Raw genomic sequence first — 22,236 nt, forward strand, 5'->3', positions numbered from 1 at the left:
GTTCGTCCTAAGGCGGACGATCTTACTTCTTCGGATTGAACTCGATCTCGATCAGCAGGTCGACATCGTCGCCCACCATCGGCACCAGGTGGGTGAGGCCGAAGTCCGAGCGCTTGATCTTGCCGGTGGCCGAGAAGCCCATGATCTGCGAGCCGAACGGGGTCTTGGCGTAGCCGTCATAGACCACGTCCAGGGTCACCGGCTTGGTCACGCCGCGGAAGGTCAGATCGCCGGTCAGCTTGCCCGGCTCGACCTTGGTCGAGACGAAGGTGATCTTCGGATACTGGGCGCCGTTGAAGAACTTCGGATCCGTGCCGATTTCCTTGTTGAAGTCGGGCAGGCCCGTATCGACGGCCGTGGCGTCGATGGTCACCGAGATCTTGGTGTCCAGCGGCTTGGCCGGATTGTAGTCGTAGGCGGCGTCGACCGCGCCCTGCGCGAAGCGGAAGGTGTATTTCGAGGCGCCGAAGTGGCGGACCTTCATGGTCACGCTGGTGTGGCGCTTGTCGATCGTCCAGGTCCCGGCCGGAGCCGCGGCCGGATCGGTGACGGCCTGGGCGGACGCCACGGCCGGCAGGACGGCGACGGGCGCGGCCAGAAGGGCCCCAACCAGGAGGGCGGAGGCAAGGCGGCGGTTCATGAGGAGGCTCCAAACTGTAATAGCAGCAGTTGCTGAACCCCCAACTTAGGAAGCTTGGCCCCGCGATGAAGGGACCGCCCTTCACGAAGCCGTGATCGGTTCGGCTTTGCACCCCGCGCCGCAGCATCTAAACGAAGTTCACCTGAGCCCGCCGCCCGATCGGACCTGTCCCATGACCTACCGCGCCCCCGTCCGCGATCTCGCCTTCGCCCTGAAACACGTGGCCGGCTTCGACCGCCTGGCCGCCGCGTTCCCGGAGGCCGACGCCGACACCGTGGAGGCCGTGCTGCAGGCCGCCGGGGTGTTCGCCAGCGAGGTCCTGGCTCCGCTCAACCGGGCCGGCGACCTGGTCGGCGCCAAACTGGAAAACGGCGTGGTCCGCGCCGCGCCCGGCTTCGCCGAGGCCTATCGCCAGTTCGCGGAAGGCGGCTGGACCAGCCTGGCGGCCGCTCCCGAGCACGGCGGCCAGGGCCTGCCCAAGACCCTGGAGGTGGCGGTGATGGAGATGGTCCAGGCCGCCAACATGGCCTTCGGCCTGTGTCCGATGCTGAGCCTGGGGGCCATCGAGGCCCTGGACCACCACGGGACCGAGCGCCAGAAGGCCCTCTACCTGCCCAAGCTGGTGTCGGGCGAGTGGACCGGCACCATGAACCTGACCGAGCCCCAGGCCGGCTCGGACCTGGGCGCCCTGACCACGATGGCCACGCCGGACGGCGACGGCGGCTACACCCTGTCGGGCCAGAAGATCTTCATCACCTGGGGCGACCACGACGCCGCCGACAACATCCTGCACCTGGTGCTGGCCCGCACGCCCGACGCCCCGCCCGGCGTGAAGGGCATCTCGCTGTTCCTGGCCCCCAAGCTCATGGTCGAAGAGAGCGGCGGCCTGGGCGCGGCCAACGCCCTGCGGGTCGGCGGGCTGGAGCACAAGCTGGGCATCCACGGCTCGCCCACCTGCGTGATGCTGTACGAGGGCGCCAGGGCCGAGCTGGTCGGCGGGCTGGGCCAGGGCCTGGCCCACATGTTCACGATGATGAACGCCGCGCGCCTGCAGGTCGGCGCCCAGGGCGTGGCCATCGCCGAGCGGGCCTACCAGCAGGCGCTGGACTTCTCGCTGGAGCGCGCCCAGGGCCGTTCGGCCTGGACCGGCGCCCAGCCCTCGCGCCTCTACGACCATCCGGACATCCGCAAGACCCTGGTGCTGATGAAGGCCAAGATCGAGGCGGCCCGGGGGATCTGCCTGTCGACCGCCGTGGCCGCCGACCTCTCCACCCACGCGGCGACCGAGGAAGAGCGCGGCGCCGCCAAGCTGCGCGAGGAGTTGCTGACCCCGATCGCCAAGGCCTGGTCCACGGATATCGGCGTCGAGGTCGCCTCGCAGGGCGTGCAGGTGCACGGCGGCATGGGCTTCATCGAGGAGACCGGCGCGGCCCAGCACTATCGCGACGCCCGCATCGCCCCGATCTACGAGGGCGCCAACGGCATCCAGGCCATCGACCTGATCGGCCGCAAGCTGGGTCTAGCGGAAGGCCAGGCGATCGGCGACCTGATGGACGACATGCGCGACACCCAGGAGGCCCTGGAGACGGCCGGCGGCGCGCTGGGCGGCGTGGCCCTGCGCTTCAAGGCGGCGTTGGACGCGGTCGGCTCGGCCACCGCCTGGCTGATCGAACGCCGGGCCCGCGCCATGCCCGACGCCCTGTCGGGGGCCACGGCCTATCTGAAGCTGCTGGGTGACACGGTCGGCGGCTGGATGCTGGCCAAGGGGGCGCTGGCCGAGCCCGCGGGCCTGCGCTTGGCCCTGGCCCGGGTCTATGGCGAGAACGTGCTGGCGACCGTGCCCGGGCAGGTCGCGGCGGTGACGGGCGGCTCGGCGGATCTGGAGAGCGTGACGCCGGAGATGCTTGGCGCACACTGACTTGCCCCCAACTGACCGCTTCGCCGGCCTGTCGCGGCGAGGGGGCGGAGGAGACGCGTCTTCCTCTTCCCCTTCTGGGGGAAGACGGTCGCGAAGCGACCCGTAGGGGGCAAGTGTTCGCCGCGACGAAAAAGGGCGGCTCCTCGCGAAGCCGCCCTTCCCATGTCGGAAGCTCGAAGGCCCCTACAGCTGACCCAGCATGTAGTCGGCCGACGAGACCTTGAATTCCCCGCCCTCTTCGACGTTCAGGGTCTCGACCACCCCGTCCTTGGCGATCAGCGAATAGCGCTGCGAGCGCAGGCCCATGCCGAACTTGCTGCCATCGAACTCCAGGCCGATGGCCCGGGTGAACTCGCCGTTGCCGTCGGCCAGCAGCAGCACTTCGTCGGTGATGCCCTGGTCGGCGCCCCAGGCCTTCATCACGAACAGGTCGTTGACCGAGACGCAGGCGATCGTGTCGACGCCCTTGGCCTTCAGGTCGGCGGCCTTTTCCTTGAAGCCCGGCAGGTGCTTGGCCGAGCAGGTGGGGGTGAAGGCGCCCGGGACGGCGAACAGGGCGACCGTCTTGCCCTTGAACAGATCGTCGGTCGTGACCGGGGCCGGGCCCTCGGCCGTGCTGGTCATGAAAGTCGCCGAAGGAAGCTTGTCGCCAACCTTGATCGCCATGTGCGGTGTTCCTGCTCTGCGTGTTCGTTGAAAGCGCGCAACGGAGATAAAGGCCCCGGAGCGGATCGCCAAGGGAAGGTTAGACTTGAAACCGACGCGTTCCGATCCGATCCTCATAAGATGGACTCACATCGCACGGATCAGGGAGCCTTCCTCGCCGGACAGATGCTGGTGGCCATGCCCGGCATCGAGGATCCGCGCTTCGAGCGCGCCGTGCTGTATGTGTGCGCCCACGACGCCGAGCAGGCCATGGGCCTGGCGGTCAACCGGCCGGTCGAGGGCCTGACCCTGTTCGAACTGCTCAACAATCTGGGCGTCGCGCCGGAGATCGAAGCCGGCGGCGACCTGGTGATGCTGGGCGGTCCCGTCGAGCGCGAACGCGGCTTCGTGCTGCACACCGACGACTATGTCTCGCCCGACTCCACGGTGCCGGTGGCCGACGGCCTGGCCCTGACCGTGACACGCGACGCGCTGGACGCCTTGGGCAGCAAGATCCGCCGGCCGCGCCACGCCATCCTGGCCCTGGGCTATTCCGGCTGGGGTCCCGGCCAGTTGGAGCAGGAACTGCGGGACAACGTCTGGCTGATCTGCGACGCCGACGAAGCCTTGCTATTCGGCGATGACTACGACAACAAATGGACCATGGCCTTGGCCAAGATCGGAATCACCGCTGATCATCTGTCGTCCCAAGCCGGTAGAGCTTGAGTAGACGACCCCGCAATCACCCGGTGAAAACCTGGGGTTAACCTGTATTATACTGCGCGCTTGTAGCGGTTATATTCCGCCATAGTCACGCTGTTGCTTTTTCAAGCCGTCACGGGGGACCCGGCTCGCGCATACATGCGTGACGTGTGGTCAGGACAGTGGCATGGCTTACCTGCGTCTCACATCGCCAACGAACGACAACTGGGCGGCCCGGGACAACGACAACCCGCCGCCCGAAACCTGGGGCCAGCGCCGCTACGGCGTGATGCCGCCTCCCAGGCGACCGCTCGGCGGAAACATACTGCTGGGGATGATCGCCATGCCGCTGGGCGTCTGGGGCCTGTGGCTGCTGATGGGAAGCGAACCCGTCGAGCCCGCGCCTCGGCCGCTGGTGTTCCAGGTGCCGCCTCCCGAAACGCCCCTGGCGGTCGCCGCGGCCGACGCCCGGCGCGGCCTGAAGATCGTCCTGTCCACGGACTCCCGCCCCGTGGCCCATCCGGAGACTTGGGGGGCCCTGCCGACCGCCGTCGGCGCGCCCGTGGTCGCCACGCCCCTGGCCGACGCCTCGCCGCCGGAGGACGCGGCCGGCTGCCGCGACGCCCCGACCCTGGCGGCCCAGATGACCTGCATCGACCCGGCCCTGCGCGAAGCCGAGCAGCGGATGGGGGCGGCCTATGAGGCGGTGCTGGCGGCCGGGGTCTCGCCGGCGGCTCTGGGGCGCTCCCAGGCCCGCTGGCTGGCCACGCGGGACGTGATGGCCCAGTCGTCGCCCGAGGACCTGCTGGTCGCCTACCAGCAGCGCGAAAGCCAGCTGCGCAGCTTCGCGGTCGCGCTGGAGCTGCGGGCTGGATCCGTGGGTCAGACTCAAACCCCGCCCTCCAAGCCCGTCATCCTCGGACTTGTTCCGAGGACCCCTGCATCAGCTGGGAAGGCGTCAGACGGAGAGGCCGCGACCTAGCCGGATTCATCCGCGCGGCGGCGCGAGGGGTCCTCGGAACAAGTTCGAGGATGACGGGCGGTGGGTTGGCGCCCTAGCCCCGGGCCTTCACCGGCGCGGCGCCGTCGACATAGGCCTCGTTCAGATAGACCTCGGCCTCCTGCGGCGACAGGGCCGGCGCATAGCCGAAGCCCTGGCCGTAGTCGCAACCCAGCGATTGCAGGGCGCGGGCCATTTCGGCGTTCTCGACGCCCTCGGCGACGACTTCCAGGTCCAGGTCCTGGCCCAGCTTGACCACCGAGCGGACGATCTTGGCCGAGCCGGCGTTGCTGCCCATGGTCCGCACGAAGTAGCGGTCGATCTTCAGCGTGTCGAACGGCAGGCGCGTCAGGTAGGACAGCGACGAGAAGCCGGTGCCGAAGTCGTCCAGCGCCAGGCCGGCGCCGGCTTCGCGCAGCGTCTTGAGGATCATCGCGGCCCGCTCGGGATCGCGCATGATGTCGCTTTCGGTGACTTCCAGCTTCAGGGCGCCGCGCGGCAGGTCGTGCTCCTTGAGCACCTGACGCACGTCGTGGACCAGGCCCGGACGATCGATCTCGCCGGTCGACAGGTTGACGCTGACGGTCAGAGCGCCGACGGCCGGGTGCGAGGCGCGCCAGGCGGCCAGCTGCCGGGCCGAGGTGCGCATCATGTGCTCGCCCAGCTCGCTCATCAGGCCCATCTCCTCCACCAGCGGGAGGAACTCGTCGGGCGGCAGCATGCCGCGACGGGGGTGGATCCAGCGGGCCAGAGCCTCGAAGCCCGACAGGGCGCCGGTCGACAGCCGCACCACGGGCTGGAAGAAGGGGGTGATCTCGCCCCGGCCGATGGCCCCGCGCAGGTCGGCCTCCAGGGCCAGGCGCGACAGGCCGTCGGTCTCCATCGAGCGGCCATAGGCGGCGGCGCCGCCGCGGCCCACGGAACCGGCCGCCTCGACGGCCAGTTCGGCGCGGCGCAGCAGTTCGGCCGCCTCGGGGGCGTCCTCGCCGCCCTCGGCCGATACGGCGCCGATCGACAGGGTCGGGTGGATGTCGAAGCCGGCCACCCGCAGGGGCTGCTCCAAGGCGTTGCGCAGCAGTTCGGCGGGCTCGAAGCCGGACGGATCGCACAGCACCGCGAACTCGTCCTCGCCGATCCGGCCCAGCAGGGCCTCTGATGGGAAGGCGGCGGCCAGGCGCGAGCCCAGGGCGGCCAGCACCAGGTCGGCGCGCTCGTGGCCCAGGGCCTCGTTCAGGCGGCGCAGGCGGTCGACGTCGGCGACCACCAGCTCATGCACGCCGCTCTTGCCCAGCCGCTCGCGGGCCTGGGCGATGAAGCTCTTGCGGTCCAGCAGGCCGGTCAGGGTGTCGCGCTCGGAGGCGGCGAACTTGACCTCGGGGGCGATGACGCCGGCGGCGCGCACCCCGTCTTCAAGCCAGGTCCCGCGCCAGATGCAGATTTCGCCGTTGCGCATGCGCAGGCGGGCGACGATCTCGCTGCCCGGCGGGCGAACCTTGAGGATGTCTTCGGCCTGGGCGCGGTCCTGCGGCAGGGTCAGGGCGCGGAAGGCGGCGGAGGAGCAGTCGGGGGCCAGCGGTCCCAGGCCCAAGGCGCGCGCCGCGCCGTTGACGCGCAGTCGGTCGGACTCGGGCTCCCAGAGCCACAAGACGACTTCGGCGGCGCCCAAGGCCTCCAGCGTGGCCGTGGCGTCCCATACGCGTCGCTGACTGATCTTGAACGACATGCCCTGATCCCGCGCCCGAAGGCGCTGTGTCCGGGTCCGCGCTATTCTGGCGCGACCATCCCGAACAGGCGATGATCTCGCCACTCGCCGTTAATTTTCAGATAAGCGGGGGCATATCCCTCTTCGCTGAACCCCGATTTCAGCAAAACGGCGGCCGAAGGCTCGTTTTCCGGCATGCAGGCCGCTTCCAGCCGGTGCAGCGCCAGTTCGCCGAACGCGAAGTCGATCGCCGCCCGGACCCCGTCCTGCATGTAGCCCTGGCGGGCGTAGGGCTGGCCGATCCAGTAGCCCATCACCCCGCACTGGGCGACCCCGCGCCGGATGTGGAACAGCCGCACCCCGCCGATCAGCGCCCCGTCGTCGCGGCGGAACATGAAGAACGGAAACGCCTCCCCCGTCTCCAGTTCGCGGGCGTAGGCGTTGAGCCGGGCGCGGAAGGCGGCGCGCGTCAGGTCGTCCTCGGGCCAGGTCGGCTCCCAGGGCTTGAGGAACGCCGCCGACTGGGCGCGCAGCTCGGCCCACGGCTTGTAGTCGTGCAGCCTGGGCAGACGCAGGAAGACCTTCTCGCGCTCGATGCGCGGGCCGGGATCGGTCTGGAAGAGGCGTAGGAAGACGGTCAAGCGAGAACCCTGCGAGAGGCCGCACCTTTGAGCGTGGCGCGCCTCTAGGCAAGGGGGCTTTCCGCCCGACGTCGGACGGAAAGGCCGTCAGGGCGTCACGACCTACTTTTGCGGGCTGAAGATCAGCTGGCCGTAGCCCGGCCAGATCTGCGGGCCGTCCTGATTGGGAATGACCACGATGTAACGGCCGGTGGCCTTGGTGTCGGCGTAGTGGGCGACGAGCTTGGCCTCGCCCCCGGGAACCGGCAGGGTGAAGTTGATCGCGCCGGCGCTGTTGGCCGTCCACTTGCCGTTGATGACCTGGTTGCCTTTCTCCAGCGAGACCCAGCCGCTGGGCGTGAACCGCAGGATCGAGGTCTTCTTGTCTTGCTGCACCCAGGCGCCCAGGACATTGGTCTCCGCCGCGAGCTGGAGCTGGGTCTTCTTGATGACCATCGGCGTCTTGCCGAGGCCGGCCGACGGAACGATCCGGATCGGCGGCCGAACCCCGGCGGGCTTCGGCGGAGTCGGCTCGGTCGCGGGGGTGGGGGCCACGGGGGTTTCGACGACGGGCTCGGGCGTCGGCGGAGGTGTCGTCGATGTGGTCGTCGTTGACTCGGCGGGCGGCGTCGCGGGGACCACCGCGGGAGCCGTCGGCGGCGCCGGGGTTTCGACCTTCGGGGGCGGCGGCTTGGCCGCCTCCTTCTTGTGGCAGCCGGCCAGCGCCAGCGCGACGAGGCTCACCGTGATCCAGCGTCCAGTCATGTCATCGCTCCCCGGGGGCCGCGCGCCCCGCCCGTGAGCGGCATTCAAGTCCCGATGTTACTGAAGCACAAGTAAAGATTGCATGTTGCACTTTTTGCGAGAGCTTGGCCGTGGTCGGCCGCCGACCTCCCTCGGACTTGTTCCCAGGATGACGGGCTGAGTAGGCGTCAAATGTCCGCCCGCAGCGGCGAGGCCGCGCCTTGAAACCTTGATGGCGAGCCTGCTCTGTCGTCTGGCCGTGTCAATGACCGCCTCTGGCGGCCGCGACGCGGCGACGCTCCGCGTCGTCATTGACACGGCCAGACGACAGAGCTCCGATCCACCAAGGCTTTAAGGCGTGGCCGCATCCGGGGCGGATGCAGACCTGCGCCAAGCGGACGTTTCAGATGTCCGGGATGGGTGGTGAGCAGACGTTGCAGCTCGGTGGATTTGCGATAGCTTCGCCGCGTGAGCCCCACCCGTTCAGAACTCGACGCCTTCTTCCAAGCCTTCTGGAATGAAGATCGCTGCCCACCAGACGACGCTGATGTGTTTGGCCAGCTTGGTATCGAGGGTGACGATGCCTTCGAATTCATCGAGGCGTTCGCCAATCGATTTTCCGTCGATATGAGCGGTTACCGTTGGTACTTCCACCACGCCGAGGAGCGAGTGAATACCGGCAGCTTGTTCTTCCGATCACCCGACCAGAGGGTGGAGCGCATCGCGATCACGCCCGACATCTTGGCTGAAGCCATACGAACGAAGCAGTGGCCGCTGCAATACCCGACCCACAGACTGCAGAGTGTGCGCTGGGATATCCGGCTGAACCAAGCGCTCGTTGTCGTGCCGCTATTCCTGCTAGCGCTTTGGGTTTGGCGGCGTTTTGTCAGCTAAGGGTCTGACCGGACATCAGCAGTCAGCCCCTGCCGCTACCCCAGCGCCTTCTCGAACACCTCGCCCGCCTTCAACGCCGCCTTGGCGCCGAGGATCGCGCTGGCGGCCTTGCCGGGACCCAGGATCATGCGGCCCAGCCGCTGCAGGTCTTCCACCGACACCGCGTCGACCGCCTGGGCCAGCTCGGCGGGCGTGTAGAGGCGGTCGAACATCAGGGCCTGGCCGGCCGCCTGCTCGGCGCGCGACAGGGGCTGCTCGCGGGCCATGAACATGTGGGCCTTCAGCTGGGCCTTGGCGCGGGCCAGCTCGGCGTCCTCGATGCGGGCGGCCAGCAGGGCGATCTGCTCGGCGCAGACCTTGGCGGTCTCGGCCGCGTCGCCGGCCGCGCAGCCGGCATAGACCCCCAGGGCCCCGGCGTCGGCGTAGGTGTCGGCATAGGCGTCGATATTGTAGGCCAGCCCCCGCTTCTCGCGGGCCTCCTGGAACAGCCGCGACGACATCCCCCCGCCCAGAGCCTCGGCGAAGATCCGCAGGGCGAAATAGTCGTCCTGGCGGGCGCTGACGGCCGGCAGCATGAACACCAGCTGCGCCTGCTCCAGCTTGCGGGCCTGGCTCTTGCGGCCGCCGATGAACTCAGGGGCCGCGAAATTGGCGGCCCCGCCGGCGGCGGGCATCGCGCCGAACTCCCGGCGGGCCAGGTCCAGAACCTCGTCCAGCTCGACCGCGCCGCTGGCGCTGACGATCAGCCGGTCGGCGGCATAGAGCTGGCCGCGCCAGTGCGACAGCCCCTCGGGCGTCGCGGCGTTGACGGTGTCGACCGTGCCCAGGATCGGCCGGGCCAGCGGATGGTCGCCCCAGGCGGCGGCCTGGACCAGGTCGAACACGTAGTCGTCGGGGGCGTCGGCGGCCTCGGCGATCTCCTGGGCCACCACCTGCTTCTCGCGGGTCAGGTCGCCCTCGTCGAGGGTGGGGCGCAGGACCAGGTCGCCGAGCACGCTCATGCCCAGGTCCAACCCGCCCTTCAGGGCGCGGACCTGGAAGCTGGTGCGCTCATAGCCGGTGGCGGCGTTGATCTGGCCGCCCTGCGCCTCGATCACCTCGACGATGTCGCGCGAGCTGCGCTGGCCGGCGCCCTTGAACACCATGTGCTCGAGCAGGTGCGACCAGCCCGACCGCGCCGGGTCCTCGTAAGCCGCGCCGCGGCCGGCGACGACGGACAGGGCGATGGTCTCCAGGCCCGGCATCGGGTCATGGACGACGCGGACGCCGTTTTCGAGGGTGTGGAGGATGGTGGTCATTCAGTCTTTCTCCTCCCCCGTGAAACGGGGGAGGTGGCCGCGAAGCGGACGGAGGGGGCGCGGGACGGGGCAGGACGCCCCCTCCGTCACGATGCTGCGCATCGCGCCACCTCCCCCGCTGCGCGGGTGAGGAGCAGACACGCCCCGTATCACGAACCCGCTGAGGCGAACACCCGCACGAAGGCCTTCACGGTCTCGGCGTCGGCCGGCAGGCGGTCGAACTTTTCGGGCTTCTTCGAGAGGTCCGGCGTGGCGCGCGGGGTGGTCGGGGTGACGCCGGCGGCGGCCGCGACGGCCTCGGGGAACTTGGCCGGGTGGGCGGTGGACAGCACCACGACCGGGGTCGACGGATCGGCCAGGCGCAGCACATTGGCGGCGGCGACGCCGACGGCGGTGTGCGGGTCGATGACCTCGCCGGTCTCGTTCAGGGTCGACAGGATGGTCTTGGCGGTGTCGGCCTCGCTGACCGACGCGCCCTGGAACAGCTCGCGCATCTTGGCGTGGGCGCTGGGGGGGATGTCGAGCATGCCGGTCCCGGCGAAGGCCCGGAAGGCGCGGCCGGTCTCGACCCCGTCGCGGCCGACGGCCTCGAAATACAGCCGCTCGAAGTTGGAAGCGACCTGGATGTCCATGGCCGGGCTCTGGGTGGCGGCCACGGCGCCGCGCGCGTAGCGGCCGTCCTCGAAGGCGCGGGCCAGGATGTCGTTGGAGTTGGTGGCGGCCACGATCCTGGCGATCGGCAGGCCCATGCGGGTGGCGACATAGGCGGCGTAGGCGTCGCCGAAATTGCCGGTGGGCACCACGAAGGCGACCTTGCGGGCCGGCGCGCCCAGGGCGACGGCGGCGGTGAAGAAATAGACGGTCTGGGCGGCGATCCGCGCCCAGTTGATCGAGTTGACGCCCGACAGGTCGACGGCGTGGCGGAACTGGTCGTCCGAGAAGGCCTGCTTGACGATGGCCTGGCAGTCGTCGAACGAGCCCTGGATCGAGACGCAGGCGACGTTCTTGTCGGTCGCCGTGGTCATGAACCGGCGCTGGACCTCGCTGATCCGGCCTTCCGGGAACAGCGCGACGATACGGGCGTGCGAGCGGCCTCGGAAGGCCTCGACGGCCGCGCCGCCGGTGTCGCCCGAGGTGGCGCAGATGATGGTCATGGTCCGCGACTGGCGCGACAGCACGTAGTCGTACAGCCGCCCCAGCAGCTGCATCGCCACGTCCTTGAACGCCAGGGTCGGGCCGTGGAACAGCTCCAGCAGGTGGCGGCCGGGAGCCAGCTGCTTCAGCGGCGCGACGGCGGCGTGGGCGAAGGAGGCGTAGGCCTCCTCGCACATCTCGGCCAGGTCCTCGGCGGGCAGGTCGTCGCCGACGAACTTGCCGATCACCGTGGCGGCGACCTGGGCGTAGGGCTGGCCGGCGAAGGCGGCGATCTCTTCGGGGCTGAAGGTCGGCCAGCGCTCGGGCACGTAGAGGCCGCCGTCGGGCGCGAGGCCGGCCAGGACCGCGTCCAGGAAACCGATCGAGGGGGACTCGCCCCGGGTCGAGACGTAACGCATCAGGATCTCATCTTCCGCCAGAGCATGGCGGCATAGATAAACAGCAGGGTTACGGCAAGACCGAACCACGTCAGAGCGTATTCCAGGTGCCGATTGGAAATTTCTGCCGGAAGCGGCGCGGGGGTGACGCCGGGCGGGATGGGCGTCGCGGTCTCGACCATCAGGATGTAGGGCGCGGGCTTGTCGGCGGCGAAGCGGGCCACCGTCGCGGCGCGGTCACCGCCCAATTGCTTGGGGGCCATCAGCACGCCGACGGCCTGGGCGGGCACGGCCAGGCTGACGGGCGCCGGGGTCGACTGGCCGGTCAGGGCCTTGACCACGCCCAGGTCCAGCAGGATCGCGCCATAGCCCGCGGCCGAGGTTCGGCAGATCGCCGTGGCGCGCCAGACGATGTCGCCGTCGCGCACGCCATAGACCAGCGGCAGGGTCTCGGCCTTGTCGGGCGCGCAATCGACGGCGACGCGGGTCCAAGCCACGTCCTCGCCCTTCTCGGCGCGAGCCATGACGGCGGCCAGCGGTTGGGCGGGAGCCGTCTTCAGCACCTCGATCCTGGCCAGCAGGTCTTCCTTCCAGGCCAGGCGCTTCACCTGCCAGACGCCCAGGCCGCACAGGATGCCAAGGGCGATCAGGGTGGCGATGGTCAGGCCGATGGGGAAGCGGCGGTCCTTCGGGCCCCCGTCCTGCCGTAAGGAAGCGTCAGACATCGTCGCGGCCGGCCTCGGAGGCGTTGTTGGCGATGTGGGCGGCGACCATCAGGCCCTTGGCCGGCCGCATCATCCCCAGGCACAGGACCAGGGTCACCGGCAGCCAGACCACCAGCAGCAGCCACACCGGCCAGTTGAAGGCGAACATCGAAAACAGCGCCCCGAAGGCGCACAGGAAGCCGGCGATCAGGATCACGAAGGTGGCGGCCCCGTCGCCGGTCTCGTGGGCCCCCAGGTCGAAGCCGCAGGCCTCGCAGGTTCGGCTGACCTTCAGGAATCCGTCGAACAGCATCCCCTCGCCGCAGCGCGGGCAATGGCCGGTCGCGCCGGCGAGGTAGGGGTTCACGTGGGCCATGGACGGAGTCCCGGAATAGCGGACGGGGACAGGCGCATGTGCCTGTCCCCAATACAGAACCAGAAAGCAAAAAGGCCCGGAACACCGCGTGGCGTTCCGGGCCCTCTCGAAGCGGATGATCTAGTGCGGCGAAGCGCCGAAGATCACGTAGACGAAGGCGAACAGGAACAGCCAGACCACGTCCACGAAGTGCCAGTACCAGGCGGCGGCCTCGAAGCCGAAGTGCTGCTTGGGGGTGAAGGCGCCGTTCATCAGCCGGATCAGGCAGACGATCAGGAACAGGGTGCCGACGAACACGTGGAAGCCGTGGAAGCCGGTGGCCAGGAAGAAGGTCGAGCCGTAGAGGCCCGAATTGGCGGCCGCTTCCGAGTAGAACAGGTGCTCGTGGTTGATGTGGCTGTACTCGTAGACCTGGATGGTCGTGAACAGCGCGCCGAGCAGGATGGTCAGGATCAGGCCCCACTTGGCGCCGTTGCGGTCGCCTTGCTGCAGGGCGTGGTGCGACCAGGTGATGGTCGTGCCCGACAGCAGCAGGGTCAGGGTGTTGACCAGCGGCAGGTGCCAGGGCGAGACGGCCTCGACGCCGGCCGGCGGCCAGGTGGCCCAGGCGGCGCGGACTTCCTCGATGCCCGACAGGGTGCGGTGATGATGGAACAGGGCCATCTCGAAGAAGATCCAGAACCACGCCACGAAGAACATCACTTCCGAGGCGATGAACAGCACCATGCCGTAGCGCAGGCCGATCGAGACGACGGGGGTGTGGTCGCCGGCGTTGGCTTCCTTCACCACGTCGCGCCACCAGCCGAACATCGTGTAGAGCACGCCGGCCAGGCCGGTCGCGAACAGCCACCACTGGCCCTTCTCGATGCCGAAGACCCCGCCCTTGATCCAGGCGATCAGGCCGAGGGCCATAAGCGTGGCCGAGGCCGAGCCGACGAACGGCCACGGGCTGGGGGGCAGGATGTGATAGTCGTGTTTGACGGCGCCGTGGGCCATGTGCGTGCTAACCCTTTAATCCCTCTAAGCGCATCGACCGGTCCCCCCGCCGACACGCCATGTTTGAAACGCTATAGCGCCCTCGGCGGCTTGCCGCCAAGGGGTTCGACGATGCGCGGCGTCGTCGCCGCCTGTTTCGTCCCGGCCGCGTCCGGAACCGCCGGGAAGAAGGTGTAGGAGAGCGTGATCTCCGACTTCCCCTTGGTGTCCGGATCCGTCACGAAGCCGGGGTCGACGAAATAGACGACCGGGAACTCGACCGTCTGGCCGGGCTCGATCGTCTGGCTGGAGAAGCAGAAGCATTCCAGCTTCTGGAAATAGGGTCCGGCCTGCTCGGGGACGACGTTGTACATCGCCCGTCCGGTCAGCGGCTTGTCGCTGGTGTTGGTCACCTTGAAGAAGGCCAGGCCCGTTTCGCCGATGCGGATGTCCTGGCTGACCTGCATGGCCTGGAAGTCCCAGGGCAGGTTGCGGACATTGGCGTCGAATCGGATCTCGATCTTGCGGTCCAGCACCTGGGTCGGCTTGGCCACGGCCTTGCGCACCGTGCCGTCGAAGCCGGTGGCCTGGCAGAACAGCTTGTACAGCGGCACCGCCGCATAGGCCGCGCCGACCATGCCGAAGAAGGCCACCCCGCAGATCGCCGCGACCTTCAGGTGACCGCGCCCCTTCGGCCGGGGCCCGACGCCGACCAGGTTGTCGGCCTCGATCTTGCGCAGATCTTCCGGCGACAGGTCGTCCTTAGAAGTGGGGGCCAACATTGCCTCCCAGCTTCACGACGGTGACCACGAACACCAGGATGACGAACGCCGCCAGGCCCAGGCCCAGGGCGATGTTGCGGCCGCTGCGCGCCTTGGCGGCGGGATCCAGATCCTTGCGCGAGGTCATAGCGGCAACTCCAGCACTTTCAGGCCCAGGACGGGCAGGCCCAGCACCGCCTCGGCCAGCAGGGCGGCGAACAGGGCGAACAGATAGAGGATCGAGAAGGCGAACAGGTTGCGGGCGTGGCGCGCATCACCGACGGGCTTGCCGCGCTTGGCCTCCGTTTCGCCCACCTCGTAGAGGTCGCGGTCGGCGGGACGCGGGTCGGCGGCGTCGCCGGCCGTGCTGGCGAACACCCGCCAGGCCAGGGTCAGGAACACCAGGCCGCCCAGGCCCGAGACCGCCAGATAGAGCCAGCCGCCCAGGCCAGTGAACACCGGCGCGATGCAGACCGGGATCAGGACCAGGCTGTAGAGCAGGATCTGCCTGCGGGTCTCCTTGGCGCCCTTGACCACCGGCAGCATCGGCACGCCGGCCTTGGCGTAGTCGGTGCTGATGTACAGCGACAGGGCCCAGAAGTGCGGCGGGGTCCACAGGAAGATCACCAGCACCATCAGCCAGGCGTTCAGCGGCGCGTGGCCGGTGGCCGCGGCCCAGCCGATGGCCGGAGGCAGGGCGCCGGCCAGGCCGCCGATGACGATGTTCTGGGCGGTCCAGCGCTTGAGCCACATGGTGTAGACCACCGCGTAGAACACGATGGTGAAGGCCAGCAGGCCGGCGGCCAGCCAGTTGATCGCCATGCCCATCAGCAGCACCGACAGCAGGCTCAGCACCACGCCCAGGGTGGCGGCTTCCTCGCCCTTGACCAGGCCGGCGGGCACCGGACGGCCGCGCGTGCGGCGCATCTTGGCGTCGATGTCGGCGTCGTACCACATGTTCAGCGCGCCCGAGGCCCCGGCCCCGACCGCGATGCAGAATACCGCCACCGCGCCCAGCAGCGGGTGGATCGGCGCGCGGGCGGCCAGCAGCCCCGTCAGGGCGGTGAACACCACCAGCGACATCACCCGCGGCTTCATCAGCTGGAAATAGTCCTGCCAACGGGCGTGGCGGACCGCTGGGGCCGCCTCGGCTTCGGGTGTCAGGACATGTCCAGTCAGGACGGGGGAACGGGCCATTTTACTTAAGGGTCTTGCGGTCTTGATGGGCGAAGGGCGCGGGCTGGATTCTCATCCGGCCCGCGCCCCCGCGCTTTGGGTGTCTAGCTTACCAGGATCAGTGGCTGTCGGCCTTGATGACCGGCGGGTCGCTGAACTGGTGGAACGGCGGCGGCGAGGACAGGGTCCATTCCAGGGTGGTGGCGCCTTCGCCCCACGGATTGGCCTCGGCCTTGCGGCGACGGATGGCGGCTTCCAGCAGGATCACCAGGAACACCACCACGCCCACGGCCGTGATCGCGTAGCCGACCGACGAGATGTAGTTCCAGTGCGCGAAGGCGGCCGGATAATCCACGTAGCGGCGCGGCATGCCCTGCAGGCCCAGGAAGTGCTGCGGGAAGAACACCAGGTTCACGCCGACGAACATGATCCAGAACTGCAGGCAGCCCAGGAACTCGTTGTACTTCACGCCCCACATCTTCTCGAACCAGTAGAAGAAGCCGGCGAAGATGGCGAACACCGCGCCCAGGCTGAGCACGTAGTGGAAGTGGGCGACGACGTAGTAGGTGTCGTGCAGGCTGTAGTCGATGCCGGCGTTCGACAGGACCACGCCGGTCACGCCGCCGACGGTGAACAGGAAGATGAAGCCGATCGCCCACAGCATGGGCGTCTTGAAGCTGATCGACCCGCCCCACATCGTGGCGATCCACGAGAAGATCTTCACGCCGGTGGGAACCGCGATGACCATCGTGGCGGCCACGAAATAGGCGCGCAGGTTGATGCTCATGCCGACGGTGTACATGTGGTGGGCCCACACGATGAAGCCGACGAAGCCGATGGCGACCATGGCGTAGGCCATCGCCAGGTAGCCGAAGATCGGCTTCTTGGAGAAGGTCGAGACGATGTGGCTGACGATGCCGAAGCCCGGCAGGATCAGAATGTAGACTTCCGGGTGACCGAAGAACCAGAACAGGTGCTGGAACATGACGGGGTCGCCGCCGGCGGCCGGGTCGAAGAAGTGGGTGCCGAAGTTGCGGTCGGTCAGCAGCATGGTGATGGCGCCGGCCAGGACGGGCAGCGACAGCAGCAGCAGGAAGGCGGTGACCAGCACCGACCAGGCGAACAGCGGCATGCGGTGCAGGGTCATGCCCGGCGCGCGCATGTTGAAGATCGTGGTGATGAAGTTGATCGCGCCGAGGATCGACGAGGCGCCGGCCAGGTGGAGGGCCAGGATCGCCAGGTCCATCGACGGGCCGGTGTGGCCGGTGGTCGACAGGGGCGGATAGATCGTCCAGCCGCCGCCGAAGCCCTTGCCCGGGCCGCCGTCGACGAACATCGAGGTCAGCAGCAGCACCCAGGCGGCGACCAGCAGCCAGAACGAGATGTTGTTCATCCGCGGGAAGGCCATGTCCGGCGCGCCGATCATGATCGGCACGAACCAGTTGCCGAAGCCGCCGATCATCGCCGGCATGACCATGAAGAAGATCATGATCAGGGCGTGGGCGGTGACGACGGCGTTATAGCCGTGCTTGGACTGTTCGATCAGGCCCATCAGGCTGATCGACGAGTTGGGACCGAAGATCTGGATGCCCGGCTCGGCCAGTTCCCAGCGGATCAGGCCCGACAGCACGCCGCCCACCAGGCCCGCCATGATGGCGAACAGGATGTAGAGCGTGCCGATGTCCTTGTGGTTGGTGGAGCCGAACCAGCGCGCGAAGAACGGCGGCTTGTGGTCGGCGTCGTCGTGCGAAGCGTCGTGATGATCGATGTCAGCGGCGTGAGCCATCGGACTTAATCCTGCAATCGTATCTTAGGCCGCCGGCGCGGCGGGAGCCGCGGCCGGAGCGGAAGCGGGGGCGGTCGCGGCCGGGGTCACCGTGGCCGGGGCGCCGGCGGCTGCGGGAGCAGCGGCGGGCGTCGCGGCCGGCGCGGCGGGCGCGGTCTTGGACTTCACCCAGGCGTCGAAGTCGGCCTGGCTGACGACGTGAATCTCGATCGGCATGTTCGAGTGGTCGACGCCGCAGAGTTCCGAGCACTGGCCGTAATAGACGCCGATCTTGTCGGCCTTGAACCAGGTTTCGTTCAGACGGCCGGGAATCGCGTCGGTCTTCAGGCCGAAGGCCGGCAGGGCGAAGGCGTGGATCACGTCGGCGCCGGTGACCTGCACGCGGATCACCTGGTTTACCGGAACAACCATCGGCTTGTCGGCGGCCAGCAGGTACGGCACGCCCTTGGCGACGGCCTCTTCCTGCTTCAGCGGCACCGAGGTGATCTCGCTGATCTTCTGGTCGGGATACTCGTAGCCCCAGTACCACTGGTAGCCGGTGGCCTTCACCGTCAGGTACGGCTTGGGCATGTCGTTGTAGGCGAACAGCAGCCGGAACGAGAAGATGGCGATGACCATCAGGATCAGCACCGGGCCGATCGTCCAGATGATCTCGACGGTGGTGTTATGGCTGAACTTGGCCGGGACCGGGTTGGCCTTGGCGTTGTAGCGGATGACGATCCAGATCAGCAGGCCCAGCACCAGCAGGGTGATGGCCGTGATGATCGGCATCAGGATGTGGTCGTGGAAGGCGATCGCCTCGTACTTCAGCGGCGAGGCCGCGCGCTGAAGGTCGTAGGCGCCGGGGGTCGGCTGACCCAGCAGTTCGGCGCCCTTGGCGAGGGCTTGCCCCGCGAACACGCCCGAAAGGGCCATCGTCGTGGCGGCGACGGCGGCTACGCCCGTCAACTTCCGCCGCATCCCCTGAATTTGCGCCTTCATATCCCTCACGGCCCGTTTCGGCGGCGATGTTGACGTAGGTCAACGCCACGCCGCGCCGAATTGCACAATACGACCAGCGAAACGGGACCTGGCAATCGACTTCGTCATGGGACGTGGAATCGAACGACCAATCCCGGCGTCTCTGGCCGGTCGCTGGCGTGCATACGCGCTCCGATCCAAGTTGCCAAGCACCAGAAACCTTGTGGGAAACACCCCCGCGACGCCCTGCCTCGGCTAACTGCGAACCACTCTTAACTGAGCACTTATCGCGGCCTACGTACCATTACTAACATGTAATGACAGCTACCTTGCATTGGGCACTACCTTGCGTCACAAGGGTGCTCAGCAACGGGCCCAGCTCGGAGAACGCAACGCCGTGACAGAAGCCATTGAAGTTCAACTGAAGAAAGGCGTGCTGGCGCTGTGCGTGCTGGCCCTGCTGTCGAAGGCCGACAGCTACGCCTACGAAATCGCCAGCAAGCTCGCCAAGGATATCGATATGGGGGAAGGGACGATCTACCCGCTCATGCGCCGCATGCAGTCGGACGGCCAGGTCGAAACCTATCTGGTGGAGTCCCAGAGCGGCCCGCCGCGTAAATATTACCGCCTGACCGAGGCCGGTCGGGCCAGCTTCACGGCCCAGAAGGCCGAATGGGCGGCCTTCAGCTCGGCCGTCGAAAACATCCTGGGAGCCGCCGCATGACGCGCGCCGAATTCCTCATCCGCCTCAAGCGCGGCCTGGCCGGCATGCCCGCCGCCCAGATCGCCGACATCGTCGCCGACTACGAGGCCCACTTCAACGACGCCCAGGAGGCCGGGCGCAGCGAGAGTGAAGTGGCCGCCGCCCTGGGCGACCCCGAACGCCTGGCCCGCGAACAGCGCGCCGAGCAGGGGGTCAAGCGCTGGGAGGAGACCAAGAACCCCTCGGCCGCCGCCGGCGCGATCTTCGCCATCGTCGGCCTGGGGGCGATCGACATCATCTTCCTGCTGCCCCTGCTGATGGGCGTGCTGGGAACGCTGTTCGCCCTGTTCATGGCCGCCATCGTCATGTTCGTGGCCGGCGGCGCGGTGACGACCGCGGGGCCGTTCGCCGGATTGCCCGGCGGTCCGGTCGTGGCCTTCCTGACGGGCATCGGCCTGATGGCCGGCGCCACCGCCATGGCCGCCGTCACCACCCTGCTGACCATCTGGCTGGTCAACGGCCTGGTCTGGTTCGGGCGCCTTCACTACCGGCTGTTGAAGCCGGCCATCGAAACCCAGGTCTGAGGGGACCGTCATGATCCGCAACCTGACCATCGTCGCCGTCGCCAGTTTCGTGCTCTGCGTCGGCTGCTTCACCGCGGCCTTCATGATCGGCGGTCGCGACATCGCCCAGCACGGCTGGAACTTCCCGGCCGACTGGAACATCGAGGTCAACGACGACAACGACCACGTCCATATCGGGCCCGGCTTCCACCATGACCAGGACGACGAGACCACGACCCGGCAGATCGCCTGGAGCGGCTCGGACGCCCTGCAGATCGACGTGCCGGCCGAGGTGATCTTCACCCAGGCCGCCGCCGGGGCCGGGGCCAGCGTCAAGGTGACCGGGCCCAAGGAGCTGGTCGACCGGGTGACCCTGGAGAACGGCCGCATCGCCCTGCGCGACGGCCAGGGCTCGGCCACCGTCTACGGCCACGGGATCCGCGTCCGCAACGACAGCGACGAACTGTCGATCGAGATCGTCGCCCCCAGCGTGCGGTCCTTCACCCTGAACGGCAGCGGCGACCTCTATCTGAAGGCCTATGACCAGCCGGACCTCGTCCTGGAGATCAACGGCAGCGGCGGCGTCGACGCCCAGGGCAAGGCCGGGAAGGTCGACCTGCGGGTCTCCGGCTCGGGCGAGGCCGACCTGCGGGGCCTGGACACCGGCGACGCCAAGATCGCCCTGGCCGGCAGCGGCGAGGCGCACGTCGCCCCGCGCGGCGCGACCGAGGTCGACGTGGCCGGCAGCGGCGACGTCTATCTGACCAGCAAGCCGACCGTCCTCAGCTCGAACGTCGCCGGCTCCGGCGAGGTGCACCAGGACTGGTGATCCTTCGCCCGTCCCTCCCCCTTGTGGGGAGGGTGGCCCTGGCGGAGCCAGGGTCGGGTGGGGTTTGATGAGTCAGCAGGCCCCACCCGTCCGCTTCGCGTCCACCCTCCCCATAAAGGGGAGGGAAAGCTGGATACCGCGCCGAATCGTCGCCGGGGTGATGACGAAGGCGGATGAAACGCTTACCTGTGAGCCCATGACCGCTCTCATGAACGCCCCTTCCCTGCTCGCCTCGGCCAATGTCGATCCCGAGCGCGCCCGCGCCATCCTGGGCGAGGCCCTGGCCGGAGCCGACGACGGGGAGCTGTTCGTCGAACGCTCCGAGAGCGAGGCCTTCGTGTTCGACGACGGCCGCCTCAAGAGCGCCTCCTATGATTCGGGCGAGGGCTTCGGCCTGCGCGTGGTGGCCGGCGAGACGGCCGGCTACGCCCATTCCGCCGAGATCTCGGAAGCCGCCATCGGCCGCGCCGCCGATTCGGCCAAGCTGGCCCGCCGCGGCTACGCCGGCGTCAGCGCCGAGGCCCCGCGCGCCACCAACGAAAAGCACTACGGCGAGGACGACCCCGTCTCGTCCCCCGCCTTCTCCGACAAGGTCAGCCTGCTCCAGGAGATCGACGCCTTCGCCCGGGCCCGCGATCCGCGCGTCGTCCAGGTGATGGCCTCGATGGCCGGCGAGCGCCGCGTGGTCGAGATCCTGCGCGCCGACGGCCGGCTGCTGCGCGACGTGCGGCCGCTGGTGCGGATCAATGTCCAGGTCACGGTCGAGAAGGACGGCAAGCGCGAGGCCGGATCATCGGGGGCCGGCGGCCGCGCCGGGTTCTCGGCCTGGATCAGCCCCGACAAGTGGCAGGCCCAGGTCGACGAGGCCCTGCGCATGGCGCTGGTCAATCTGGACGCCGTGGCCTGTCCGGCCGGCGAGATGGACGTGGTGCTGGGCCCGGGCTGGAACGGCGTGCTGCTGCACGAAGCCGTCGGCCACGGCCTGGAGGGCGACTTCAACCGCAAGGGCATCAGCGCCTTCTCGGGCCGCATCGGCGAGCGGGTGGCCGCCAAGGGCGTGACCGTGTTCGACGACGGGGCGATCCTCGGCCGCCGCGGTTCGCTGACCATCGACGACGAGGGCACCCCCACCGAGCGCACCGTGCTGATCGAGGACGGCGTCCTGGTCGGCTACATGCACGACCGGATGAGCGCCCGGCTGATGGGCATGGCCCCGACCGGCAACGGCCGCCGCCAGTCCTACGCCCACATGCCCATGCCGCGCATGACCAACACCGGCATGCTGGCGGGCAAGGACGACCCGGCCGAGATGATCGCCTCGATGAAGCGCGGCCTCTACTGCGCCAATTTCGGCGGCGGCCAGGTCGACATCACCAACGGCAAGTTCGTCTTCCAGTGCACCGAGGCCTATCTGGTCGAGGACGGCAAGATCACCGCCCCGGTCAAGGGCGCGACCCTGATCGGCGACGGCCCCAGCGCCCTGACCAAGGTGACGATGATCGGCCACGACTTCGACTTCGATCCCGGCATCGGCGTCTGCGGCAAGTCGGGCCAGGGCGTGCCGGTCGGCGTGGGCCAGCCCTCGCTGAAGATCACCGGCCTGACCGTCGGCGGCACGGCGGTCTAGCCACAACCCTTTGTGAAACCTGATGTTTCCACTCACGGTCAAGGTGATCGGCGGAAACATTTCACAAATGTAACCTACCTT

Annotated in this window: 23 protein-coding genes; 8 read left to right on the forward strand and 15 right to left on the reverse strand. The window is 68.5% G+C overall.

What is annotated here, in order from left to right:
- Positions 1–22: 22 nt before the first annotated feature.
- A complete protein-coding gene (locus ASD21_RS01675) occupies positions 23–640 on the reverse strand; it encodes a YceI family protein (RefSeq protein WP_056435744.1) in 618 nt (205 codons plus the stop codon).
- Positions 641–812: 172 nt separating this feature from the next.
- Here ASD21_RS01675 and ASD21_RS01680 point away from each other — a divergent pair, with 172 nt between their 5' ends.
- Positions 813–2,558: an acyl-CoA dehydrogenase gene (locus ASD21_RS01680; protein ID WP_056435747.1), complete on the forward strand. Its 1,746-nt coding sequence runs from the start codon at positions 813–815 to the stop codon at positions 2,556–2,558.
- Between the two features lie 183 nt (positions 2,559–2,741).
- On the opposite strand, the gene ASD21_RS01685 is transcribed toward ASD21_RS01680, so the two are convergent.
- Positions 2,742–3,224: a peroxiredoxin gene (locus tag ASD21_RS01685; protein WP_056435751.1), complete on the reverse strand. Its 483-nt coding sequence runs from the start codon at positions 3,222–3,224 to the stop codon at positions 2,742–2,744.
- Between the two features lie 120 nt (positions 3,225–3,344).
- On the opposite strand from ASD21_RS01685, the gene ASD21_RS01690 reads away from it, so the two are divergent.
- On the forward strand, positions 3,345–3,929 hold the full coding sequence (locus ASD21_RS01690; protein ID WP_056435754.1) for a YqgE/AlgH family protein: 585 nt from the start codon (positions 3,345–3,347) through the stop codon (positions 3,927–3,929).
- A 163-nt stretch (positions 3,930–4,092) separates the two neighbouring features.
- The gene (locus ASD21_RS01695) at positions 4,093–4,887 is read left to right on the forward strand and encodes a DUF1311 domain-containing protein (RefSeq protein ID WP_056435757.1); all 795 of its coding nucleotides are present in this window, start codon (positions 4,093–4,095) and stop codon (positions 4,885–4,887) included.
- Between the two features lie 73 nt (positions 4,888–4,960).
- Here ASD21_RS01695 and ASD21_RS01700 read toward each other — a convergent pair whose 3' ends face one another.
- The 3 genes from ASD21_RS01700 to ASD21_RS01710 all read right to left on the reverse strand — a co-directional run bounded on the left by ASD21_RS01700 (position 4,961) and on the right by ASD21_RS01710 (position 7,992).
- The gene (locus ASD21_RS01700; RefSeq protein WP_056435762.1) at positions 4,961–6,628 is read right to left on the reverse strand and encodes a putative bifunctional diguanylate cyclase/phosphodiesterase; all 1,668 of its coding nucleotides are present in this window, start codon (positions 6,626–6,628) and stop codon (positions 4,961–4,963) included.
- Positions 6,629–6,669: 41 nt separating this feature from the next.
- Complete coding sequence (locus ASD21_RS01705; protein WP_056435765.1) at positions 6,670–7,248, reverse strand: GNAT family N-acetyltransferase; 579 nt, start codon at positions 7,246–7,248, stop codon at positions 6,670–6,672.
- A gap of 102 nt (positions 7,249–7,350) precedes the next feature.
- Positions 7,351–7,992, reverse strand: coding sequence for a hypothetical protein (locus ASD21_RS01710; protein ID WP_056435768.1), 642 nt, complete (start codon positions 7,990–7,992; stop codon positions 7,351–7,353).
- 447 nt (positions 7,993–8,439) lie between these two features.
- On the opposite strand from ASD21_RS01710, the gene ASD21_RS01715 reads away from it, so the two are divergent.
- The gene (locus tag ASD21_RS01715; protein WP_082554587.1) at positions 8,440–8,865 is read left to right on the forward strand and encodes a DUF1493 family protein; all 426 of its coding nucleotides are present in this window, start codon (positions 8,440–8,442) and stop codon (positions 8,863–8,865) included.
- Positions 8,866–8,900: 35 nt separating this feature from the next.
- Here ASD21_RS01715 and ASD21_RS01720 read toward each other — a convergent pair whose 3' ends face one another.
- From ASD21_RS01720 to coxB, 10 genes are all read right to left on the reverse strand, one after another.
- On the reverse strand, positions 8,901–10,163 hold the full coding sequence (locus ASD21_RS01720) for a M16 family metallopeptidase (protein WP_056435774.1): 1,263 nt from the start codon (positions 10,161–10,163) through the stop codon (positions 8,901–8,903).
- 149 nt (positions 10,164–10,312) lie between these two features.
- Positions 10,313–11,716: a threonine synthase gene (gene thrC, locus ASD21_RS01725; protein WP_056435777.1), complete on the reverse strand. Its 1,404-nt coding sequence runs from the start codon at positions 11,714–11,716 to the stop codon at positions 10,313–10,315.
- A complete protein-coding gene (locus tag ASD21_RS01730; protein ID WP_056435780.1) occupies positions 11,716–12,420 on the reverse strand; it encodes an SURF1 family protein in 705 nt (234 codons plus the stop codon). Before ASD21_RS01730 ends, thrC begins: the two co-directional genes overlap by 1 nt.
- The gene (locus tag ASD21_RS01735; RefSeq protein WP_056435783.1) at positions 12,413–12,775 is read right to left on the reverse strand and encodes a DUF983 domain-containing protein; all 363 of its coding nucleotides are present in this window, start codon (positions 12,773–12,775) and stop codon (positions 12,413–12,415) included. The genes ASD21_RS01730 and ASD21_RS01735 overlap by 8 nt, the downstream gene beginning before the upstream one ends.
- 120 nt (positions 12,776–12,895) lie before the next feature.
- The gene (locus tag ASD21_RS01740) at positions 12,896–13,771 is read right to left on the reverse strand and encodes a cytochrome c oxidase subunit 3 (protein WP_056435785.1); all 876 of its coding nucleotides are present in this window, start codon (positions 13,769–13,771) and stop codon (positions 12,896–12,898) included.
- 71 nt (positions 13,772–13,842) lie between these two features.
- Complete coding sequence (locus ASD21_RS01745) at positions 13,843–14,490, reverse strand: cytochrome c oxidase assembly protein (protein WP_442856938.1); 648 nt, start codon at positions 14,488–14,490, stop codon at positions 13,843–13,845.
- 22 nt (positions 14,491–14,512) lie between these two features.
- Positions 14,513–14,659, reverse strand: coding sequence for a hypothetical protein (locus ASD21_RS24405; RefSeq protein WP_200941383.1), 147 nt, complete (start codon positions 14,657–14,659; stop codon positions 14,513–14,515).
- Positions 14,656–15,708, reverse strand: a complete 1,053-nt coding sequence (cyoE, locus tag ASD21_RS01750) for a heme o synthase (RefSeq protein ID WP_056435788.1) — start codon at positions 15,706–15,708, stop codon at positions 14,656–14,658. The genes ASD21_RS24405 and cyoE overlap by 4 nt, the downstream gene beginning before the upstream one ends.
- Before the next feature lie 97 nt (positions 15,709–15,805).
- The gene (gene ctaD, locus ASD21_RS01755) at positions 15,806–17,473 is read right to left on the reverse strand and encodes a cytochrome c oxidase subunit I (RefSeq protein WP_056435790.1); all 1,668 of its coding nucleotides are present in this window, start codon (positions 17,471–17,473) and stop codon (positions 15,806–15,808) included.
- A gap of 24 nt (positions 17,474–17,497) precedes the next feature.
- The gene (coxB, locus tag ASD21_RS01760) at positions 17,498–18,454 is read right to left on the reverse strand and encodes a cytochrome c oxidase subunit II (RefSeq protein ID WP_056435792.1); all 957 of its coding nucleotides are present in this window, start codon (positions 18,452–18,454) and stop codon (positions 17,498–17,500) included.
- A gap of 376 nt (positions 18,455–18,830) precedes the next feature.
- Between coxB and ASD21_RS01765 the strand changes: the two genes are divergently transcribed.
- The 4 genes from ASD21_RS01765 (at position 18,831) to tldD (ending at position 22,155) form a co-directional block, all read left to right on the forward strand.
- Entirely contained in the window at positions 18,831–19,157 is a 327-nt protein-coding gene (locus tag ASD21_RS01765; RefSeq protein ID WP_056435795.1) for a PadR family transcriptional regulator, read from the forward strand.
- On the forward strand, positions 19,154–19,720 hold the full coding sequence (locus ASD21_RS01770) for a DUF1700 domain-containing protein (RefSeq protein WP_056435798.1): 567 nt from the start codon (positions 19,154–19,156) through the stop codon (positions 19,718–19,720). The genes ASD21_RS01765 and ASD21_RS01770 overlap by 4 nt, the downstream gene beginning before the upstream one ends.
- A gap of 10 nt (positions 19,721–19,730) precedes the next feature.
- The gene (locus ASD21_RS01775) at positions 19,731–20,528 is read left to right on the forward strand and encodes a GIN domain-containing protein (RefSeq protein WP_056435801.1); all 798 of its coding nucleotides are present in this window, start codon (positions 19,731–19,733) and stop codon (positions 20,526–20,528) included.
- A 196-nt stretch (positions 20,529–20,724) separates the two neighbouring features.
- Positions 20,725–22,155: a metalloprotease TldD gene (tldD, locus tag ASD21_RS01780; RefSeq protein WP_056435804.1), complete on the forward strand. Its 1,431-nt coding sequence runs from the start codon at positions 20,725–20,727 to the stop codon at positions 22,153–22,155.
- Positions 22,156–22,236 lie beyond the last annotated feature (81 nt).

This window comes from Caulobacter sp. Root1455 (genome assembly GCF_001426905.1).
GTDB lineage: Bacteria > Pseudomonadota > Alphaproteobacteria > Caulobacterales > Caulobacteraceae > Caulobacter.

Coding starts and splice junctions, on each gene's coding strand:
- ASD21_RS24405 (WP_200941383.1), bottom strand. CDS start 14,659: ATGACCTCGCGCAAGGATCTGGATCCCGCCGCCAAGGCGCGCAGCGGC.
- ASD21_RS01735 (WP_056435783.1), bottom strand. CDS start 12,775: ATGGCCCACGTGAACCCCTACCTCGCCGGCGCGACCGGCCATTGCCCG.
- ASD21_RS01730 (WP_056435780.1), bottom strand. CDS start 12,420: ATGTCTGACGCTTCCTTACGGCAGGACGGGGGCCCGAAGGACCGCCGC.
- ASD21_RS01770 (WP_056435798.1), top strand. CDS start 19,154: ATGACGCGCGCCGAATTCCTCATCCGCCTCAAGCGCGGCCTGGCCGGC.
- ASD21_RS01710 (WP_056435768.1), bottom strand. CDS start 7,992: ATGACTGGACGCTGGATCACGGTGAGCCTCGTCGCGCTGGCGCTGGCC.
- ASD21_RS01740 (WP_056435785.1), bottom strand. CDS start 13,771: ATGGCCCACGGCGCCGTCAAACACGACTATCACATCCTGCCCCCCAGC.
- coxB (WP_056435792.1), bottom strand. CDS start 18,454: ATGAAGGCGCAAATTCAGGGGATGCGGCGGAAGTTGACGGGCGTAGCC.
- ASD21_RS01695 (WP_056435757.1), top strand. CDS start 4,093: ATGGCTTACCTGCGTCTCACATCGCCAACGAACGACAACTGGGCGGCC.
- thrC (WP_056435777.1), bottom strand. CDS start 11,716: ATGCGTTACGTCTCGACCCGGGGCGAGTCCCCCTCGATCGGTTTCCTG.
- ASD21_RS01775 (WP_056435801.1), top strand. CDS start 19,731: ATGATCCGCAACCTGACCATCGTCGCCGTCGCCAGTTTCGTGCTCTGC.
- tldD (WP_056435804.1), top strand. CDS start 20,725: ATGACCGCTCTCATGAACGCCCCTTCCCTGCTCGCCTCGGCCAATGTC.
- ASD21_RS01675 (WP_056435744.1), bottom strand. CDS start 640: ATGAACCGCCGCCTTGCCTCCGCCCTCCTGGTTGGGGCCCTTCTGGCC.
- ASD21_RS01680 (WP_056435747.1), top strand. CDS start 813: ATGACCTACCGCGCCCCCGTCCGCGATCTCGCCTTCGCCCTGAAACAC.
- ASD21_RS01720 (WP_056435774.1), bottom strand. CDS start 10,163: ATGACCACCATCCTCCACACCCTCGAAAACGGCGTCCGCGTCGTCCAT.
- ctaD (WP_056435790.1), bottom strand. CDS start 17,473: ATGGCTCACGCCGCTGACATCGATCATCACGACGCTTCGCACGACGAC.
- cyoE (WP_056435788.1), bottom strand. CDS start 15,708: ATGGCCCGTTCCCCCGTCCTGACTGGACATGTCCTGACACCCGAAGCC.
- ASD21_RS01690 (WP_056435754.1), top strand. CDS start 3,345: ATGGACTCACATCGCACGGATCAGGGAGCCTTCCTCGCCGGACAGATG.
- ASD21_RS01685 (WP_056435751.1), bottom strand. CDS start 3,224: ATGGCGATCAAGGTTGGCGACAAGCTTCCTTCGGCGACTTTCATGACC.
- ASD21_RS01700 (WP_056435762.1), bottom strand. CDS start 6,628: ATGTCGTTCAAGATCAGTCAGCGACGCGTATGGGACGCCACGGCCACG.